At 69.8% G+C, this 19979-nt stretch carries 16 protein-coding genes; 13 read left to right on the top strand and 3 right to left on the bottom strand.

The features are described from left to right. Positions 1-2 precede the first annotated feature (2 nt). The 13 genes from motB (at position 3) to AC07OX_RS07790 (ending at position 15231) form a co-directional block, all read left to right on the top strand. Positions 3-911: a flagellar motor protein MotB gene (gene motB / locus AC07OX_RS07730; protein ID WP_139700362.1), complete on the top strand. Its 909-nt coding sequence runs from the start codon at positions 3-5 to the stop codon at positions 909-911. 52 nt (positions 912-963) lie between these two features. Then, entirely contained in the window at positions 964-2979 is a 2016-nt protein-coding gene (cheA, locus tag AC07OX_RS07735; protein ID WP_495260738.1) for a chemotaxis protein CheA, read from the top strand. Positions 2980-3001: 22 nt separating this feature from the next. Continuing rightward, entirely contained in the window at positions 3002-4288 is a 1287-nt protein-coding gene (locus AC07OX_RS07740; RefSeq protein ID WP_495260737.1) for an EAL and HDOD domain-containing protein, read from the top strand. A 58-nt stretch (positions 4289-4346) separates the two neighbouring features. Next, complete coding sequence (locus AC07OX_RS07745; protein WP_223301367.1) at positions 4347-5207, top strand: CheR family methyltransferase; 861 nt, start codon at positions 4347-4349, stop codon at positions 5205-5207. Beyond that, the gene (cheD, locus tag AC07OX_RS07750) at positions 5204-5797 is read left to right on the top strand and encodes a chemoreceptor glutamine deamidase CheD (protein ID WP_095946640.1); all 594 of its coding nucleotides are present in this window, start codon (positions 5204-5206) and stop codon (positions 5795-5797) included. Before AC07OX_RS07745 ends, cheD begins: the two co-directional genes overlap by 4 nt. A gap of 2 nt (positions 5798-5799) precedes the next feature. Next, positions 5800-6891, top strand: a complete 1092-nt coding sequence (locus AC07OX_RS07755; RefSeq protein ID WP_354343279.1) for a protein-glutamate methylesterase/protein-glutamine glutaminase — start codon at positions 5800-5802, stop codon at positions 6889-6891. A gap of 37 nt (positions 6892-6928) precedes the next feature. Continuing rightward, a complete protein-coding gene (cheY, locus tag AC07OX_RS07760) occupies positions 6929-7321 on the top strand; it encodes a chemotaxis response regulator CheY (protein ID WP_056582361.1) in 393 nt (130 codons plus the stop codon). After that, positions 7318-7962 (top strand): protein phosphatase CheZ, encoded by a 645-nt coding sequence (gene cheZ / locus AC07OX_RS07765; protein WP_062469395.1) that lies wholly within the window; start codon positions 7318-7320, stop codon positions 7960-7962. Before cheY ends, cheZ begins: the two co-directional genes overlap by 4 nt. A 134-nt stretch (positions 7963-8096) precedes the next feature. Beyond that, complete coding sequence (gene flhB, locus AC07OX_RS07770) at positions 8097-9239, top strand: flagellar biosynthesis protein FlhB (RefSeq protein ID WP_095744088.1); 1143 nt, start codon at positions 8097-8099, stop codon at positions 9237-9239. Further along, positions 9236-11341 carry a flagellar biosynthesis protein FlhA gene (gene flhA, locus AC07OX_RS07775; protein ID WP_070061571.1) on the top strand — a complete coding sequence of 702 codons (2106 nt, stop codon included), beginning with the start codon at positions 9236-9238 and terminating at the stop codon, positions 11339-11341. Before flhB ends, flhA begins: the two co-directional genes overlap by 4 nt. Beyond that, the gene (gene flhF, locus AC07OX_RS07780; protein WP_495260736.1) at positions 11338-13662 is read left to right on the top strand and encodes a flagellar biosynthesis GTPase FlhF; all 2325 of its coding nucleotides are present in this window, start codon (positions 11338-11340) and stop codon (positions 13660-13662) included. Before flhA ends, flhF begins: the two co-directional genes overlap by 4 nt. A gap of 5 nt (positions 13663-13667) precedes the next feature. Then, complete coding sequence (locus tag AC07OX_RS07785) at positions 13668-14471, top strand: MinD/ParA family ATP-binding protein (RefSeq protein ID WP_495260735.1); 804 nt, start codon at positions 13668-13670, stop codon at positions 14469-14471. Positions 14472-14496: 25 nt separating this feature from the next. Continuing rightward, positions 14497-15231, top strand: coding sequence for an RNA polymerase sigma factor FliA (locus tag AC07OX_RS07790; protein ID WP_070061574.1), 735 nt, complete (start codon positions 14497-14499; stop codon positions 15229-15231). Between the two features lie 6 nt (positions 15232-15237). On the opposite strand, the gene AC07OX_RS07795 is transcribed toward AC07OX_RS07790, so the two are convergent. Genes AC07OX_RS07795 through acnD form a run of 3 tightly spaced genes read right to left on the bottom strand, consistent with a single transcriptional unit; the run spans position 15238 to position 19918 of the window. Next, a complete protein-coding gene (locus tag AC07OX_RS07795) occupies positions 15238-16101 on the bottom strand; it encodes an isocitrate lyase/PEP mutase family protein (RefSeq protein WP_495260734.1) in 864 nt (287 codons plus the stop codon). Between the two features lie 29 nt (positions 16102-16130). Next, positions 16131-17321, bottom strand: coding sequence for a 2-methylaconitate cis-trans isomerase PrpF (gene prpF, locus AC07OX_RS07800; RefSeq protein ID WP_495260733.1), 1191 nt, complete (start codon positions 17319-17321; stop codon positions 16131-16133). Positions 17322-17323: 2 nt separating this feature from the next. Then, positions 17324-19918, bottom strand: a complete 2595-nt coding sequence (gene acnD / locus AC07OX_RS07805) for a Fe/S-dependent 2-methylisocitrate dehydratase AcnD (RefSeq protein WP_495260732.1) — start codon at positions 19916-19918, stop codon at positions 17324-17326. Between the last annotated feature and the right edge of the window lie 61 nt (positions 19919-19979).

The following is a 19979-nucleotide window of genomic DNA, read 5'->3' on the forward strand; positions in this document are numbered from 1 at the left end:
CCATGAGCGACGCGAAGCCCCGCATCATCATCAAGCGCGCCCACGGCGGCGGGCACGGCGGCGGCCATGCGGGCGGCGGCTGGAAGATCGCCTATGCCGACTTCATGACGGCCATGATGGCCTTCTTCCTCGTGATGTGGCTGCTGTCGATCTCCAGCCCCAAGCAGCGCGAAGGCATTGCCGAGCATTTCCGCATGCCGCTGCGCGTGGCGCTGGCCGGCGGCGACAAGAGCAGCATGAGCACCAGCATGATCCCCGGCGGCGGCGCCGACGTGATGCACGCCGAGGGCGAGGTGCGCCACACCGAGGCCGACAGCGAGGACGCGGCCGACGCCAGCCGCCTGGCCGAGATGAAGAAGAAGCTCGACGAGCTGATCGAGAAGAGCCCGGTGTTCCAGCAGTTCCGCTCGCAGATCCTCATCGACATCACGACCGAAGGCCTGCGCCTGCAGATCGTGGACAGCGAGAACCGCCCGATGTTCGAGCTGGCCAGCGCCCGCGTGGTGCCGCACATGCGCGCCATTCTTCGCGAGCTGGCGCCCGTGCTCAACGGCCTGCCCAACAAGCTCACGCTGTCGGGCCACACCGACGCCATCGTCTACACCAACGACCGTGCGTACGGCAACTGGGAGCTCTCGGCCGACCGCGCCAACGCCTCGCGCCGCGAGCTGGTCACGGGCGGCATGACCGAGGACAAGGTGCTGCGCGTGATCGGCCTGGCCGACAGCATGCACCTGGACCGCGCCGACCCGCGCAACCCCATCAACCGCCGCATCAGCATCATCCTGTTGAACCACCGCACGCAGGAGCGCATCGAGCGCGAGAACAGCAACGACGCCGGCGCCACGCGCATCGGCCTGCCGCCACCGGCCGCGCAGGCGCGCACCGCGGCGGGACACACGGCGGGATAACAAGAACAAGGAAGCGGCTTCGCGCAAGCGCGCGGGCCCCGGAGCACCACAGATGGACCTCAGTCAATTCACCCAGGCCTTCTTCGTCGAAGCCATCGAGCTGCTGGCGGAGATGGAGCAGCTGTTGCTCGACCTCGACGTCGAGGCGCCCGACGGCGAGCAGCTCAACGCCATCTTCCGCGCGGCGCACTCGATCAAGGGCGGCGCGGCCACGTTCGGTTTCACCGCCTTGACCCACACCACGCACGTGCTCGAAACGCTGCTGGACAGGGCCCGCCACGGGCAGCTGCACCTGAGCGCTCCGATGATCGATGCCTTTCTGGAAACGAAGGACGCCTTGCAAGAACAACTCACCGCCTACCAGGCCGGCAAGGAGCCGGACGCCGAGAGGGTCGCCCACATCTGCGGCGTGCTGCAGCAGCTGGCGATGGAGAACAACGCCGCCGCGCCCGTGCCGGCACCCGCGCCCGCACCGGTGCCTGTCGTGCAAGCCGCTGCGCCGGCCGATGACGGCGGCAGCAGCGACGGCGTGCTGGTCGTGCGCTTCGCGCGCCTGTCCGACAGCGAATGCGAGCTGCTCGCCGGCGAGCTGGCCAACCTGGGCACCGTGCTGACGCGCACGCGCAGCAACGACCAGCTGACCGTGCGGCTGGCCACCACCTGCGACCCCGACGACATCGTGGCCGTGTGCTGCTTCGTCATCGACGAATCGCAGATCGACATCACGCGCGAGGTGGCCGACGTGGCCCCACCCGTGGTCGCAGTGGCAGAACCCGTCGTGCAGCCACCCGCCGCACCGGCCCCTGCATCGGCTGCCGCCGCGTCTGCGCCGGCCAGCGCCAAGGAGTCCAGCTCCATCCGCGTCGACGTCGAGAAGGTCGACCAGCTCATCAACCTCGTGGGCGAGCTCGTCATCACGCAGTCGATGCTCACGCAGGCCGCGACCGTGCTCGACCCCGTGGCCTACGAGCGCTTCCTGAGCGGCCTGGGCCACCTGGAGCGCAACGCGCGCGACCTGCAGGAATCGGTGATGTCGATCCGCATGATGCCGATGGACTACGTGTTCAGCCGCTTTCCGCGCGTGATCCGCGACGTGAGCGCCAAGCTCGGCAAGCAGGTGCGCCTGGACACCTACGGCAAGGAGACCGAGCTCGACAAGGGGCTCATCGAACGCATCGTCGATCCGCTCACGCACCTGGTGCGCAACAGCCTGGACCACGGCATCGAGGCCCCCGAGGTGCGCCTGGCCAAGGGCAAGGACGCCACCGGCCAGCTGCTGCTGTCGGCGCAGCACCACGGCGGCAACATCGTGATCGAGGTGAGCGACGACGGCGCCGGCCTGAACCGCGAGCGCATCCTCGACAAGGCGCGCCAGCAGGGCCTGCCGGTGAACGACGCCATGCCCGACGAAGAGGTGTGGCAGCTGATCTTCGCGCCCGGCTTCTCCACGGCCGAGCAGGTGACCGACATCTCGGGGCGCGGCGTGGGCATGGACGTGGTCAAGCGCAACATCCAGGAGATGGGCGGCCATGTGGAGATTCATTCGCGCGGCGGCCAGGGCACGTCCACGCGCATCGTGCTGCCGCTCACGCTGGCCATCCTCAACGGCATGTCGGTGCGCGTGGGCAGCGAGGCGTACATCCTGCCGCTGAGCTACGTGATCGAGTCGCTGCAGCCGCTGCCGGAGCACCTGCACTCCATCACCGCCGACGGCCACGTGATCCGCGTGCGCGGCGAGTACCTGCCGCTCATCGAGCTGCACCGCGTGTTCGACGTGGCCGGCGCGCAGACGCAGCCCACGCAGGGCATCCTGGTGATCGTGCAGGCCGACGACAGCCGCTTCGCGCTCCTGGTCGACGAGCTGCTCGGCCAGCACCAGGTGGTGGTGAAGAACCTGGAGACCAACTACCGCAAGGTGCCCGGCATTTCGGCCGCCACCATCGTGGGCGACGGCAGCGTGGCCTTCATCGTCGACGTGGGCGCGATGCCGCGCATCCAGCGCGCGCAGGCCGCCAGCGCGGCGGCCCTGGCGGGCGCCGCGCGCCGCACCGACGCGCTGGCTTCCTGATCCCGACGCGAGGGACGGCCGCATGAGGTTCGATTTCTTCCGGCGCCCCGGCGTCGACGGCAACGGCGCGCAAGCCGACACGACGCCCGCCATCGCGCCCGCCGTGGGTGCCGACGGCCACGTGGCCTACGCCATGCTGCTGGACGGCAAGCGCCGCGTGGTCGGCTACCGCATGGCCTGGCGCGCGGCCGGGCAGGGCACCGACGCGGGTGCCGCGGCCGGCGTCAAGGCGCTCATGGACACGCTGGGCCTGCACCTGAACCCGGGCGGCCACGGCTGGTTGCTGGGCGGGCAGATGGTGTTCGTCGACGTCACGGTCGATGCGCTGTTCCAGAGCGAGCTGCAGTCGCTGCCGCCGCGCAACGTCGTGCTGTGCATGAAGGCCGACGAGCTGATGGACGCCGACATGCGCTCCATCCTGCTGTTCCTGCGCGAGCAGGGCTTCGGCTTCATGCTGTGCGGCGGCGTCGCGCTGCCGGACGACGATGAGCTGCGCGCCATCGTCACGCACCGCGAGGTGCTGCCCTCCCACCTGGCGGACGTGTCGCCCGCCGGCCCCGCGCCCATCGCCGCGCGCGTGGCGAACTGGGCCGAGTTCGAGGCCTGCGCCGCACGCGGCGTGCAGGTCTTCGTCGACGGCGCCGTGCGCCTGCCGCCGGCGCGCGACAGCGCCGACGCGCTGCAGCCCGAGTCGCAGCTCATCGTGCACCTGATGCAGATGATCCTGCGCAACGAGGACGTGCGCGCCATCGAGGGTGCGCTCAAGCACGACGCGGCGCTCACCTACCGGCTGCTGCGCTACATCAACTCGCCCTCGGTCGGACTGGCTGTGGAGATCCACTCGCTGCGCCATGCGGTCGCCATGCTCGGCTACTCGCCGCTGTACCGCTGGCTGTCGCTGCTGCTGGCCACCAGCAACAAGGTCAGTTCGCCCTTCATGATGAAGAAGGCCATCCTGCGTGGCCGCTTTGTCGAACTGATGGGGCAGGGCATGCTGCCGCCCAGCGAGGCCGACAACCTGTTCGTGGCCGGCATGTTCTCGCTGCTCGACCAGCTGCTGGGCGTGCCGATGGAAGGCGTGCTGCGCAAGGTGCAGCTCACCGAGGCGGTGCAGCAGGCCATTCTTTCGCGCAGCGGCGTCTACGGCCCCTTCGTGGCGCTGGCCGAAAGCTGCGAGACCGACGACGGCCGCGCGGCGCGCCTGTCGGAAGCGCTCTTCTTGAGCGCCGCGCAGGTCAATGCCGCGCAGCTGTCGGCGCTGGTGTGGGCGCTCGACGCCGGCCCGGCCGTGACCGCGCCACCCGCCTGACCCCCGGAAATGCAAGGCTTTTGCGCGTCTGATCGGCCGATTGGAAACGGCGGTTTCCGTGACCATTGAAAGTCACGCTTCCAGGCTGGCTGTGACGACCGAGTTCCACTTTACCGACCACGACTTCTCCAGAATCCGGACCCTCATCCATCGCCGCGCCGGCATCGCCCTGGGCGAGCAGAAGCGGCAGATGGTGTACAGCCGGCTGTCGCGGCGCCTGCGCGAGCTGCAGCTGCCGGCGTTCGCGCCGTACCTGGACCAGCTCGAGGCGCGCCACGACGGCGACGAGTGGCAGCTGTTCATCAACGCGCTCACCACCAACCTCACCTCGTTCTTTCGCGAGGCGCACCACTTTCCCACGCTGGCCGACCATGTGCGCAAGCGGCCGGGCCCGGTCACCGTGTGGTGCGCCGCCGCCTCGACGGGCGAGGAGCCGTACTCGATCGCCATCACGCTGATGGAAGCGCTGGGCGAGCGCGCAGGTTCGGCCCGCGTCATCGCCAGCGACATCGACACCGCGGTGCTGGCCAAGGCCGCCACCGGCGTCTTCACCACCGAGCAGGTGCGGCGCCTGTCGCCCGAGCGGCTGCGGCGCTTCTTCAACAAGGGCACCGGCACCAACGCCGGCAAGGTGCGCGTGCGCCCCGAAGTGGCCACGCTGGTGAAGTTCTCGCGCGTCAACCTGCTGGACAGTGCCTGGTCGGTGAAGGAGCCGGTGGACGCGATCTTCTGCCGCAACGTGATGATCTATTTCGACAAGCCGACGCAGAAGAAGGTGCTCGACCGCTTCGCGCCGCTGCTCAAGCCGGGCGGCCTGCTGTTCGCCGGGCACTCCGAGAACGCCTCGCTCGTCAACCCGGCCTTCCGCCCGCTGGGGCAGACGGTGTACGAGCTGTCGCGCACGCCGGGCACCGCATGAGCCTGGCGAGCCATCACTACTTCGACCGCGATGTCGGGCGCATGGCCGTCAAGCTGCTGCCCTCGGAGTACTACGTGACCACCGACCACACCGTGCTGAGCACCGTGCTCGGCTCCTGCGTGGCCGCCTGCCTGCACGACGCCCAGGCGGGCGTGGCCGGCATGAACCACTTCATGCTGCCCGACGACGGCGAGCCCGGCGGCGGCTCGATGCGCTACGGCGCCTATGCCATGGACGTGCTGGTGCGCGAGCTGGTGCGCGCGGGCGCGCGGCGCGAGCGGCTGCAGGCCAAGGTGTTCGGTGGCGGAGCCGTGCTGGCCGGCATGACCACGCTCAACATCGGCGACCGCAATGCCGACTTCGTGCTGCGCTACCTGGAGGCGGAACGCATCGAAGTGGCGGCGCAGGACCTGCGCGGACCGCATGCGCGCCGCGTGTGCTTCCTGCCCGAGAGCGGCAAGGCCGTGGTGCGCCGCCTGCGCGCGCAGACCGAGGTGCTGCGGGTGCGCCGCGACGAAGGCGAGTTGCTGCGCCGGCTGTCGGTGCCCGCCGCGCCGCACGAGATCGACAGAACCAAAGGAAGCCGGTGAGCCTGCCAAGCAAGAAAAAGATCAAGGTGCTCTGCGTCGACGATTCGGCGCTGATCCGCAGCGTGATGACCGAGATCATCAACAGCCAGAGCGACATGACCGTGGTCGGCACCGCGGCCGACCCGCTGGTGGCGCGCGACCTCATCAAGGTCACCAACCCCGACGTGCTCACGCTCGACGTGGAAATGCCGCGCATGGACGGCCTGGAGTTTCTCGAGAAGCTCATGCGCCTGCGGCCGATGCCGGTGGTCATGGTGTCTTCGCTCACCGAGCGCGGCTCGGAGATCGCGCTGCGCGCGCTGGAGCTGGGCGCCATCGACTTCGTGACCAAGCCGCGCCTGGGCGTGCGCGACGGCCTGCTCAACTACACCGAACTCATCGCCGGCAAGATCCGCACGGCGGCCAGTGCGCGGCTGCTGCCCGCGCGCCCAGCGGCCACGGCGGCGCGGCCCGCCCACGAGGCCGCGCCCGAGGCGCTGCTGCGCAGCCCGCTGCTGAGCACCGAGAAGCTGCTCATCATCGGTGCCTCCACCGGCGGCACCGAGGCCATCCGCGAGGTGCTGCAGCCGCTGCCGCCCGATGCGCCCGCGGTGCTCATCGCGCAGCACATGCCGGCCGGCTTCACGCGCTCCTTCGCGCAGCGTCTGGACGGCCTGTGCCGCATCCGCGTGAAGGAGGCGGAGCAGGGCGAGCGCGTGCTGCCGGGCCATGCCTATATCGCGCCGGGCGGCTTTCACCTGTCGCTGGCGCGCAGCGGCGCCAACTACGTGGCGCACCTGGACCAGGAGCCGCCCGTGAACCGCCACCGGCCTTCGATCGACGTGCTGTTCGATTCGGCGGCGAAGCACGCGGGCAAGAACGCCATCGGGATCATCCTTACCGGCATGGGCAAGGACGGCGCCGAGGGCCTGCTGCGCATGCGGCGCGCGGGCGCGCACACGCTGGCGCAGGACGAGGCCAGCTGCGTGGTCTTCGGCATGCCGCGCGAGGCGGTGGCGCTGGGCGCGGTGGACGAGGTGTCGCCGCTGAACGAGATCAGTCGCCGCGTGATGGCGCACCTTCGCACGTTCGGTGAACGTGCGAACCGGGTATGACGAGTTTGAACAACGACCTGTGGAGCTGGAAAAAATCGTGATCGACAAGAGCATCAAGATCCTGGTGGTGGATGACTTCCCGACCATGCGGCGCATCGTGCGCAACCTGTTGAAGGAGCTGGAGTTCCTCAACGTCGACGAGGCCGAGGACGGCGTGGCCGGCCTGGAGAAGCTGCGCGGCGGCAGCTTCGGCTTCGTGGTCTCCGACTGGAACATGCCCAACATGGACGGCCTGACCATGCTGCAGACCATCCGCGCCGACCCCGAGCTGAAGACGCTGCCGGTGCTGATGGTCACGGCCGAGGCCAAGAAGGAAAACATCGTCGCGGCCGCGCAGGCCGGCGCCAACGGCTACGTGGTGAAGCCCTTCACCGCGGCGACGCTGGAAGAGAAGATCACCAAGATCTTCGAGAAGCTGGCCAAGGCATGAGCCAGGACACCGCCGGCGCGGCAGACGCCACCAACAACACCACCGAGGAACTGCTCGGCCGCATCGGCCACCTCACGCGCCAGCTGCGCGAAGGGCTGCGCGAGCTGGGCCTGGACAAGCAGGTGGCCAAGGCCGCGCAGGCCATTCCCGATGCGCGCGACCGCCTCAACTACGTGGCGGCCACCACCGAGCGGGCGGCGCACCGCGCGCTCAACGCCATCGACGTCGCGCAGCCGCTGCAGGAAGCCCTGGCCACCGACGCCAAGGCCCTGACGCAGCGCTGGGACCAGTGGTTCGAGAACCCGATCGAACTCGACCAGGCGCGCGAGCTCGTGCTGGACACGCGCGGCTACCTGAACGACGTGCCCCAGCGCGCCAGCGCCATCAACACGCAGCTCATGGAGATCCTGATGGCGCAGGACTTCCAGGACCTCACGGGCCAGGTCATCAAGAAGATGATGGAAGTCGTCAACGACGTCGAGACGCAGCTGCTGCAGGTGCTGATCGACAACTCGCCGCCCGAGAAGCGCCACGAGGCCGTGCAGAGCCTGCAGAACGGGCCGCAGGTGAAGCCCGGCAACCCCGACGCCGTGACCGACCAGGCACAGGTCGACGACCTGCTCGAGAGCCTCGGTTTCTGAGCCGCTCGCAGCCTGCTTGATTGGCCGAATTGCAGGGCGATACCGGCCCTGATCGGCAGATTGTTCCGCACCACCGGATCCAATAATTTGGTTCTGGGCAAGGCGTACTTCGCCAGTGCTGGTTCGGAGCATGAATGGCTGAGGAAAGCGATCTCGAGAAAACGGAACCCGCCTCCGAGCGGCGCCTGGAGAAGGCGCGCGAGGAAGGCAACGTGGCCCGTTCGCGCGAGCTCACCACCTTCGTCATGCTCGCCACCGCGAGCGCCGGCCTGTGGCTGGCGGCCGAGTCGCTCGGCGCGAGCCTGAGCGGCGCGCTGCGACGCGGCCTGCAGTTCGAACGCGCCAGCGCCTTCGACCCCGCCCACATGCTCTCGCAGAGCGGGCTCATGGTGCTGCATGCACTCATGGCCATCGGGCCGCTGTTCGCCATGATGGTCGTGGCCGCCGTGGCCGCGCCGCTGATGCTCGGCGGCTGGATGTTCTCCGGCAAGGCCGTCGCGCCCAACTTCGGCAAGCTCAATCCCCTGGCCGGCATCGGCCGCATGGTCTCGGCGCAGGCGCTGGCCGAACTCGTGAAGGCGCTGGCCAAGTCGGCGCTGATCGGCGGCGTGGCGTGGTGGGTCATCGTGGACGACATCGAGGCCGTGATGGCGCTCATGTCGCAGCCCGCGCACGAGGCGCTGCCGCATGCACTGGTGCTGGTGGCCAAGCACTGCGCGCTCATCGCCGCCACGCTCTTCCTCGTCGCGCTCGTCGACGTGCCGTTTCAACTCTGGAACTACTACCGCAAGCTGCGCATGTCGCGCGAGGACGTGCGCCAGGAGCACAAGGAAAGCGAAGGCGATCCGCACATCAAGGCGCAGATCCGCCGGCAACAGCAGCAGATGGCGCGCCGCCGCATGATGGCCGAGGTGCCCAAGGCCGACATCGTGCTCACCAACCCGACGCACTTCGCCGTTGCGCTGCAGTACCTGGACAGCGACATGCGCGCACCGCGCGTGGTCGCCAAGGGCACCGAGCTGGTGGCCGCGCGCATCCGCGAGATGGCGAAGGAGCACAAGGTCGCGATCCTGGAGGCGCCGCCGCTCACGCGCGCGCTCTACCGCCACACGAAGCTGGGCGAGGAAATTCCGGCCGGGCTGTACACGGCCGTGGCCGAGGTGCTGGCCTGGGTGTACCAGCTCAAGCGCTGGAACAGCGAGGGCGGCGAGGCGCCGCGCACGCCGACCGACCTGCCGGTGCCGGCCGACCTGCAGTATTCGCCGGCGGTGGCATGAACGGACTGAACGACCTGATGCGCCTGCCGGCGCGGATCTTCTCCGGCTCGCAGTTCAAGGGCCTGGCGGGCCCGATCCTCATCATCCTCATCCTGAGCATGATGGTGCTGCCGCTGCCGCCCTTCCTGCTCGACCTGCTGTTCACCTTCAACATCGCGCTGTCGGTGATGGTGCTGCTGGTGAGCATGTACACCATGAAGGCGCTCGATTTCGCGGCCTTCCCGGCGGTGCTGCTGTTCTCGACGCTGCTGCGCCTGTCGCTCAACGTCGCCTCCACGCGCGTGGTGCTGATGCACGGCCACACCGGGCCCGACGCGGCCGGCAAGGTGATCGAGGCTTTCGGCCACTTCCTGGTGGGCGGCAACTTCGCGGTGGGCGTGATGGTGTTCATCATCCTCGTGCTCATCAACTTCATGGTGATCACCAAGGGCGCGGGCCGCATCGCCGAGGTGGGGGCGCGCTTCATGCTCGACGCGATGCCGGGCAAGCAGATGGCGATCGACGCCGACCTCAACGCCGGCCTGATCGGCGAGGAGATCGCCCGCAAGCGCCGCGCCGAGGTGGCGCAGGAGGCCGACTTCTACGGCTCGATGGACGGCGCCAGCAAGTTCGTGCGCGGCGACGCCATTGCGGGCCTGCTCATCATGGTGATCAACATCATCGGCGGCCTGGTGGTCGGCATGCTGCAGCACGGGCTCGACTTCTCCACGGCCGGCAAGACCTACACGCTGCTGGCCATCGGCGACGGCCTGGTGGCGCAGATTCCGGCGCTGGTGATCTCCACCGCGGCCGGCGTGATCGTCTCGCGCGTGACCACCGACGAGGACGTGGGCAGCCAGCTCACGGGCCAGCTCTTTTCCAACCCGCAGGTGCTGTTCCTCACGGCCGGCATCGTCGGCCTGCTGGGCATGATCCCCGGCATGCCGAACCTGGCCTTCCTGCTGATCGCGGGCGGCCTGGTGTGGCTCGGCAAGCGGCTGGTGCAGCGCAAGCCGCAGGTCGCCGCGCAGCAGGCAGCCGCCGCCGCAACGCAAGGGGCAGGCGTGCCCGTCGCGGCCGAGCAGGCCGAAGCCACCTGGGACGACGTGGCCATGGTCGACCCGCTGGGCATGCAGGTCGGCTACCGGCTGATCCCGCTGGTGGACCAGTCGCAGCAGGGCGAGCTGCTGGGCCGCATCAAGAGCATCCGCAAGAAGATCGCGCAGGAGCTGGGCTTCCTGGTGCCGGTGGTCCACATCCGCGACAACCTGGAGATCAAGCCCAACGCCTACGTCATCAGCCTGAAGGACGTGGAGATCGGCCGCGGCGAAGCTTTTCCCAACCAGTGGATGGCGATCAACCCCGGCCAGGTGACGGGCACGCTGACCGGCACGCCCACGCGCGACCCGGCCTTCGGCCTGGAGGCCACCTGGATCGACGCCAGCCTGCGCCAGCAGGCGCAGGTGTACGGCTACACCGTGGTCGATGCCTGCACCGTGATGGCCACGCACCTGAACCACCTGATCCACACCCACGCGGCCGAACTGCTGGGCCGCCAGGAGGTGCAGCAGCTGCTCGACCAGATCGCCAAGACCGCGCCCAAGCTCACCGAAGACCTGGTGCCCAAGGTGCTGTCGCTGAGCACGCTGCACAAGGTGCTGCAGAACCTGCTCGACGAAGAGGTGCCGATCCGTGACATGCGCACCATCCTCGACGTGATGGCCGAGCACGCGCCCACGGTGAAAGACCCGACCGAGCTCACCACGCTCACGCGCCTGGCGCTGGGCCGCGCCATCACGCAGCAGCTGTTCCCGGGCGACGAGGAGATGCAGGTGATCGGCCTGGACGGCTCGCTCGACAGCGTGCTGCAGCAGGCCCTGAACAACAGCAGCGGCATCGAGCCGGGCATTGCCGACAACCTGCTCAAGCAGGCGCAGGCCGCCATCGTGCGCCAGGAGCAGATGGGGCTGGCGCCGGTGCTGGTCGTGCAGCACGCGCTGCGCGTGCTGCTGTCGCGCTTTTTGCGGCGCAGCCTGCCGCAGCTCAAGGTGCTCTCGCACGCCGAGATCCCTGACGCCCGGACCATCAAGATCACCGCCGCCATTGGAGGACGAGCCGTTTGAATCCACAGACCGACGTGCGCACCACCGCACGCAAATTCGTCGCCGCCACCGGCCGCGAGGCCCTGCGCCTGGTGCGCGAATCGCTCGGCGCCGAGGCCATCGTGCTCACGCACCGCGCCACCGCGCAGGGCGTCGAGATCGTCGCCATGGCCGAGGGCGATGTGCAGCAGACGGTGCAGGCGGCGGTGCCCGCAGCCGCACCTGCCACGGCCGCACCCGCCGACCCCACCGTGCTCAGCGAACTCCATTCGATGCGCGGCATGATCGAGGAACAGCTCGCCAGCGTGGTCTGGAGCGACAGCCAGCGCCGCGACCCGGTGCGCGGTCGCCTGCTGCGCACGCTGCTGGGCGCGGGCTTCAGCGCGCGCCTGTCGAAGGCCATGCTCGAGAAACTGCCCACGGGCCAGAGCTACGCCGACGGCATGGCCTTCGTGCGCTCCGAGCTCGTGCGCGCGGTGCCGGTGCATGAGGACGAAGACGCGCTGTTCGCGCAGGGCGGCGTCTACGCCTTGATGGGACCGACCGGCGTCGGCAAGACCACCACCACCGCCAAGCTGGCCGCGCGCTGCGTGATGCGCTTCGGCGCCGACAAGCTCGCGCTCGTCACCACCGACAGCTACCGCATCGGCGCCTACGAGCAGCTGCGCATCTACGGCCAGATCCTCAACGTGCCGGTGCATGCCGTGAAGGACGCGGCCGACCTGCAGCTGGTGCTGCACGACCTGCGCGACCGCCACATGGTGCTCATCGACACCGTCGGCATGAGCCAGCGCGACCGCGCCGTGCCCGAGCAGATCGCCATGCTCGGCAGCAGCCAGCGGCCGGTGAAGCGGCTGCTGCTGCTCAACGCCACCAGCCACGGCGACACGCTCAACGAGGTGGTGCACGCCTACCGCCAGGGCCATGCGCTGGCGGGCTGCATCTTCACCAAGGTCGACGAGGCCACGCACCCGGGCGCGCTGATCGACACCGTGATCCGCCACCGCCTGCCGGTGCACTACATCTCGGGCGGCCAGAAGGTGCCCGAGAACCTGGTGCGTGCCGACCGCGCGCAGCTGATCGACAGCGTGTTCCAGCCGCGCCAGCACAGCCCGCTCTTCGTGCCGGCCGAAGCCGACCTGCCCGACGAGGCCGCGCCTTCGCCGCAGGTGCAGGGCGAGACCGATCGCCTGCGCTTGCGCTACCAGAGCCTGATCCGTGCGATGGCGCACGACGCGCAGGAACTGGCGACCACTGCCGGCGCACTGGCTGGGGCGCACATCGGCTTCGATGGCGCGCGCACGTTGTGGCGCCAGGCGGGCGACGAGGCCATTGATGCCAAGGCCGTGCTGCACGAGCTGTCGGTGTTTGCGCGCGGCGAGGTGGCTGCGGGATGCGACACCCATGTGCTCGCGCTGGCCGGGCAGGTGGGCCTGCGCGCGACCGACAGCGGCGACGCCTACGTGTGCCATGGCAGCCTGCTGCTGTCGGACCGCAACGGCCTGCCGCTGGCGGCACCGAACCAGTGGCTTTCGACTGCTGCGGCCCGCCAGTCGGCGCAGCCGGGATCGCGTCAGGCGCAGTGGCTGCAGCAACAGGATTTCGGCAAACGATTGGTGCATGTGCTGGGCAAGCCGCCTGCGGTCGAACAGATGCTGGCGTGGCAGACCGAAGGCACGCAGTGGCTGGCGCGCGCGCCGGGCAGCACGGCCGTGACGGACGTGCACACCGGCGCCGCGACCACGCTCGCGCGCCTGGCCTTCGCGTTCGACGACACGACCGAACGGCCCGTGCGCTATCGCGGCAAGGCCGCGCTGCAATGCGAAGCGCAGGTCGAGGTGTTGCCGCGCACCGCCGTCGACCGCGACACCCTGCCCACGCTGCGCTGCGTGGCCGTGCGCGTGGTCGATGCGCGCAGCCGCAAGCTGCTGTCGCACACCTGCGTGCTCACCAACCTGGGCGACGAAGTGGGCGCACCGCAGCTCGCGCAATGGCAGGGCTGGGCCGCCGACGCCGAGCCGTGCTTCCGCCTGCTGCGCGATGGCGTGCAGCTCGTGGGCGGCATGGGCGAGCCCGGCGATCCGCACATGATGAAGCGCCTGCTCGTCGCCGGCCAGGTCACGACCACCGTGTGGCGCCTGCTGCAGGCCGAAGGCGAATGGGCCGACCGCACGCGCCTGCTGCTGGGCCAGCTCACGGGCCGCGCCACGCGCGCCGGCCGCGCGCTGACCGGCGGCGCGCTGTACGCGGGCGTGGGCAAGCTGTTCCTGCTGCTCGATGCGCTGGGCAACGAATCGGCAGCGCCCGCGCAAGCGCCGCGCGCGCTGGAACGCCTGGGCTGAAGGCGATGAGCGCACGCGTCACGGACCAGGCCGACGGGCTGCGCCGGCTGCTCGGGCAGGCACCGGTGCGCGTCGTCGCGGTCGCGGGCATGGGCCCCGGCGCGGGCGCGACCACGGCTGCGATGAGCCTGGGCGCGGCGCTGGCGCAGCAGGGCAAGGACGTGCTGTTGCTGGATGAACATCACCCGAAGGGACGCTCGGTGTGCGATGTGTGGGCGCTTGGCCCACGCGGCACGCTGGCCGATGTGGCGGGGCGGCGGTTGCGCATCGACCAGGCCGCTGCGAGCGCGGTGTGCGGCGTGCAGGTGCTGCCCGCTTCGCCCGGCGCGACCATTGACCCGCGCACGCTGTGGCCGCGCGGCATCGTGCTCGTCGATGCGGCCTTCGACGACGAAGGTTGCCTGTCGCCGCTGGCGCAGGGCGCCGACGAACTGCTGCTGGTGCTGCAGCCGCACCCGGCAGCCATCACCTCGGCCTACGCGGGCATCAAGCGCCTGCACCGCGCGCATGCGCTGAAGCAGCTGCGCTTCCTGCTCAACGGCGTGGCCGATGCGGGCACGGCGCAGCAGGTCATGCACAACCTCGCGCAAGCCGCCAGCCGCTACCTCGCGCTGTCGCTGTTGCCCGTGGGCTGGGTGCGCACCGACCCGTGGCTGGCTGATGCGGCCCGGCTGCGCCAGACCGTGGTCGAGGCCTTTGCGGCCAGCGCGGCGGCGGTCGATTTCCGCGCCATCGCCGACGACATGGGCCGCTGGACCTGGCGCCCGCCCGCGCGGCCGGCCGTGTTCCCGCAGGCGCTCGCGGCCTGAGGCACGACCACGAGGACGGACGGCCGTGTACACCGCACAGGGCACCATCGAGAAATCGCATCTGCTGGAACAGCACCAGCCGCTGGTGCGCCGCATCGCGCTGCAGATGATGGCGCGGCTGCCGGCCAGCGTGGAGCTGGACGACCTGATCCAGGCCGGCATGCTCGGCCTGCTCGATGCATCGAGCCGCTACCAGGACCACCGCGGCGCGCAGTTCGAGACCTTCGTCAGCCAGCGCATCCGCGGCGCCATGCTCGACGAGCTGCGCGCCAGCGACTGGGGGTCGCGCGGGCTGCGCCAGTCGGCGCGCGGCATCGAGAAGGCGATCCAGGCACTGGGCCACCGGCTGGGCCGCGCGCCCACCGAAGGCGAGATCGCGAAGGAGCTGAAGGTCGACCTGGACACCTACCAGTCGATGCTGCAGGACATCCAGGGCTGCCAGCTTCTGTACGTCGAAGACTTCGCCAAGGGCGACCCCGACAACCCCTTCCTCGACCTGCATGCCCAAGAGGCGCGCAAGGGGCGCGGCGACTTCGACGACCCGCTGGCGCGCCTGCTCGAAAGCGGCTTTCGCCACCAGCTGGTGGACGCCATTGGCGCGCTGCCCGAGCGCGACCAGCTGCTGCTCAAGCTCTACTACGAGGAAGAGCTGAACCTGCGCGAGATCGGCGCGGTGCTCGAGGTGAGCCAGTCGCGCGTGTGCCAGCTGCACGGCCAGGCGGTGAGCCGGCTGCGTGCGAAGCTGAAGGATTCTCTGTAGAGAAACTCAGCTGGCGTAGCGCGCGTCGAGCGCATCGAGCTCGGGCTTGCGCACCAGCCGCTGCCGCTCGGCGAAGGGCGCGACCAGCGACGGGTCTTCGTCCATGCGCCGCGTGTCGCGCAGCACCGTGAGCGCCTTCTGCATGCCGGCCAGCGCGCCCTGCAGCGCGGCGTTGGCGTACAGCACGATGCCGTAGCCCAGGCCGCCGAGTTCCTCGGCGCCGAAGATCGGTGTCTTGCCACCGATCACCATGTTCATGAGTTGCGGCTTGTGCAGGCGCTGCGGCAGCGCACGGATCTCGTCGGCCGTGGTGACGGCTTCGACGAACAGGATGTCGGCGCCGGCCTCGCTGAACTTCTGCGCGCGCTCGATCGCGGCCTCGAAGCCCAGCGTGGCGGCCGCATCGGTGCGCGCCAGGATGAGCAGGTCGGGGTCGGTGCGTGCATCCACAGCGGCCTTGATCTTGTTGACGGCTTCCTCGGTGGAGATCACCTCCTTGCCCGAGAAATGGCCGCAGCGCTTGGGCGCGACCTGGTCCTCGAACTGGATGCAGTCGGCGCCCGCGCGTTCCAGCACGCGCACCGTGTGGCGCACGTTCAGCGCGTTGCCGAAGCCGGTGTCGGCATCGACGATCAGCGGCAGGTTCACCGCGTCGCGGATGCGCGCCGTGTGGTCGGCGATCTCGTGCAGGCCCATGAAGCCCTGGTCGGGCAGGCCGAACCACATGTTGGTGACGCCCGCGCCGGTGACGTAGATGGCCTCGAAGCCCAGGTCCTCGATGACGCGCGCCGACAGCGCGTTGAAAGCGCCCGGCACGAGCACGCCACGGCGGGCCTCGGCCAGGGAACGGAGGGTCTTGCGAGTCGACATCGGGATTTCCTGTGAATGGATCTGAAAGCTCAAAGGGTGTCGCCGGGCACACGGACCCAGCCTTCCATCAAGACGCGGGCGCTGCGGCTCATCACCGCCTTGGTCACCTGCCATTCGCCATCGACCTGGCGGGCCTGCGCGCCCACGCGCAAGGTGCCCGAGGGGTGACCGAAGCGCACGGCCTCGCGCGCGCCGCCGCCGGCCGCGAGGTTCACCAGCGTGCCGGGAATGGCGGCGGCCGTGCCGATGGCCACGGCCGCCGTGCCCATCATGGCGTGGTGCAGCTTGCCCATCGACAGTGCGCGCACGAGCAGGTCGATGTCGCCGGCCGCCACGGCCTTGCCGCTTGATGCGGTGTAGCCCGCGGGCTTCGCCACGAAGGCGACCTTGGGCGTGTGCTGGCGGCTGGCCGCTTCATCGAGCGTGCGGATGAGGCCCATGCGCAGCGCACCGTGCGCGCGGATGGCCTCGAAGCGGGCGAGCGCGGCGGCATCGCCGTTGATCGCGTCCTGCAGCTCGGTGCCCGTGTAGCCGAGGGCGTCGGCGTTCACGAAGACGGTGGGGATGCCGGCGTTGATCATCGTGGCCTGCAGCGTGCCGAGGCCGGGCACCTCCAGGTCGTCGACGAGGTTCCCGGTCGGGAACATCGCGCCGCCCGCGCCGTCTTCCTCGGCGGCGGGGTCCATGAATTCGAGCTGCACCTCGGCCGAGGGGAAGGTCACGCCGTCGAGTTCGAAATCGCCGGTCTCCTGCACCGCACCGCCGGTCATCGGCACGTGCGCGACGATGGTCTTGCCGATGTTGGCCTGCCAGATGCGCACGACCGCCACGCCATCGCGCGGCACGCGAGCCGCATCGATGAGGCCGTTGCTGATCGCGAACGGGCCCACGGCCGACGAAAGGTTGCCGCAGTTGCCGCTCCAGTCGACGAAGGGCCGGTCGATCGACACCTGCCCGAACAGGTAGTCCACGTCATGGCCGGGCCGTTCGCTCTTCGAGAGGATGACGGTCTTGCTCGTGCTCGACGTCGCGGCGCCCATGCCGTCGATCTGCTTGCCGTAGGGGTCGGGGCTGCCGATCACGCGCAGCAGCAGCGCGTCGCGCGCGGGGCCCGGCACCTGCGCGGCCTCGGGCAGGTCCTGCAGGCGGAAGAACACGCCCTTGCTGGTGCCGCCGCGCATGTAGGTGGCGGGGATCTTGATCTGCGGAAGGTGCGGCATCGTCAGTCGGCTTTCGTGGCGGCGAGGAAGTCCTGCGCAAAGCGCTGCAGCACCCCGCCGGCTTCGTAGATGGAGACCTCTTCGGCGGTGTCGAGGCGGCAGGTCATGGGCACGTCGAGCCGTTCGCCATTGCGACGGTGCACGACCAGCACGAGGTCGGCGCGCGGGGTGCGCGCGCCGGTCACATCGTAGGTCTCGGTGCCGTCCAGGCCCAGTGTGAGGCGATTCGCGCCCGGCTTGAATTCGAGCGGCAGCACGCCCATGCCGATCAGGTTGGTGCGGTGGATGCGCTCGAAGCCCTCGGCCGCGATCGCTTCCACGCCGGCCAGCCGCACGCCCTTGGCGGCCCAGTCGCGCGACGAGCCCTGGCCGTAGTCGGCGCCGGCCACGATGATCAGCGGCTGCTTGCGCAGCATGTAGGTCTCGATGGCCTCCCACATGCGCATCACCTCGCCCTCGGGCTCCACGCGCGCGAGCGAGCCGGCGCGCACCGTGCCGTCGGCCTTGCGCACCATCTCGTTCTTCAGCGTGGGGTTGGCGAAGGTGGCGCGCTGCGCCGTGAGGTGATCGCCGCGGTGGGTGGCGTAGGAGTTGAAGTCGTCCTCGGGCAGGCCCATGCGGTGCAGGTACTGGCCGGCCGCGCTGTCCAGCAGGATCGCGTTCGATGGCGACAGGTGGTCGGTCGTGATGTTGTCCGGCAGGATCGCCAGCGGCCGCATGCCCGTGAGCGTGCGTTCGCCGGCCAGTGCGCCTTCCCAGTAGGGCGGGCGGCGGATGTAGGTGGAGGCGGGGCGCCAGTCGTACAGCGGCGCGACCTGCTCGCCCGTGTCGGGCTGGATCGCGAACATCGGCTCGTACACCTGGCGGAAGTGCGCGGGCTTCACGCTGGCCTTGACGATCGCGTCGATTTCTTCGTCGCTGGGCCAGAGGTCCTTCAGGCGAATCTCCTTACCGTCGACGACGGTGAGCACGTCCTTCTCGATGTCGAAGCGCACCGTGCCCGCGATGGCGTAGGCCACCACCAGCGGCGGCGAGGCCAGGAAGGCCTGCTTCGCGTACGGGTGGATGCGGCCGTCGAAGTTGCGGTTGCCCGAGAGCACGGCGGTGGCGTACAGGTCGCGATCGACGATCTCCTGCTGGATGACCGGGTCGAGCGCGCCCGACATGCCGTTGCACGAGGTGCAGGCATAGGCGACCACGCCGAAGCCGAGCTGTTCGAGCTCGCGCATCAGGCCCGCATCTTCCAGGTACAGCGTGACCGCTTTCGAGCCGGGCGCCAGCGAGGTCTTGACCCACGGCTTGCGCGCCAGCCCCACGCGGTTGGCGTTGCGCGCGAGCAGGCCCGCGGCGATCACGTTGCGCGGGTTGCTGGTGTTGGTGCAGCTGGTGATGGCCGCGATGATCACGGCGCCGTCGGGCATCTGGCCGGGCACCTCGTCCCACGGGGCGGCGATGCCGCGCGCCGCGAGGTCGGCCGTGGCGACGCGCGCATGCGGGTTCGAGGGGCCGGCCATGTTGCGCACGACGCTCGACAGGTCGAACTGCAGCACGCGCTCGTACACGACCTCGGCGAGCGTGTCGGCCCACAGGCCCGCCTGCTTCGCATAGACCTCGACCAGGCGCACCTGCTCGTCGGCGCGGCCCGTGAGGCGCAGGTAGTCGAGCGTCTGCGTGTCGATGGCGAACATCGCGGCGGTGGCGCCGTACTCGGGCGCCATGTTGGAGATGGTCGCGCGGTCGCCCAGCGTGAGGCTGGCCGCGCCTTCGCCGTGGAACTCCAGGTACGCGCCCACGACCTTCGCTGCGCGCAGGAACTCGGTCAGCGCGAGCACGACGTCGGTGGCCGTGATGCCCGGCTGCGGCCGACCTGCGAGGCGCACGCCGACGATGTCGGGCAGCCGCATCCACGAGGCGCGGCCGAGCATCACGTTCTCGGCCTCGAGCCCGCCCACGCCCACGGCGACGACGCCCAGCGCATCGACGTGCGGCGTGTGGCTGTCGGTGCCCACCAGCGTGTCGGGGTAGGCCACGCCGTCCTGCGTGTGCACGACGGGCGACATCCGCTCCAGGTTGATCTGGTGCATGATCCCGTTCCCCGGCGGGATCACCTCCATGTTGCGGAAGGCCCGCTTCGTCCATTCGATGAAGTGAAAGCGGTCTTCGTTGCGCCGGTCCTCGATGGCGCGGTTCTTCGCGAAGGCATCGGGGTCGAAGCCGCCGCACTCCACCGCCAGCGAATGGTCGACGATGAGCTGCACCGGCACCACGGGGTTCACCTGCGACGGGTCGCCGCCCTGTTCGGCGATGGCGTCGCGCAGGCCGGCCAGGTCGACCAGCGCGGTCTGGCCCAGGATGTCGTGGCAGACCACGCGCGCGGGGAACCACGGAAAGTCATGGTCGCGCCGGCGCTCGATGAGCTGCGTGAGGCTTTGCACGAGGATCGCCGGGTCGCAGCGGCGCACGAGGTTTTCGGCATGCACGCGCGCGGTGTAGGGCATCGTGGCCCAGGCGCCGGCCTGGATGGCTTCGACGGCTGCGCGCGCATCGAAGTAGTCCAGCGCGGTGCCGGGAAGGTTCTTGCGGTAGTCGGTGTTCATGGGGCGCTTGTCGCTCGGCACCCGCGCGCAGGCACGGGCGCTTTTTCTTCTTCTCGTGTTT

The organism is Variovorax sp. GW821-FHT09D07, from assembly GCF_059416345.1.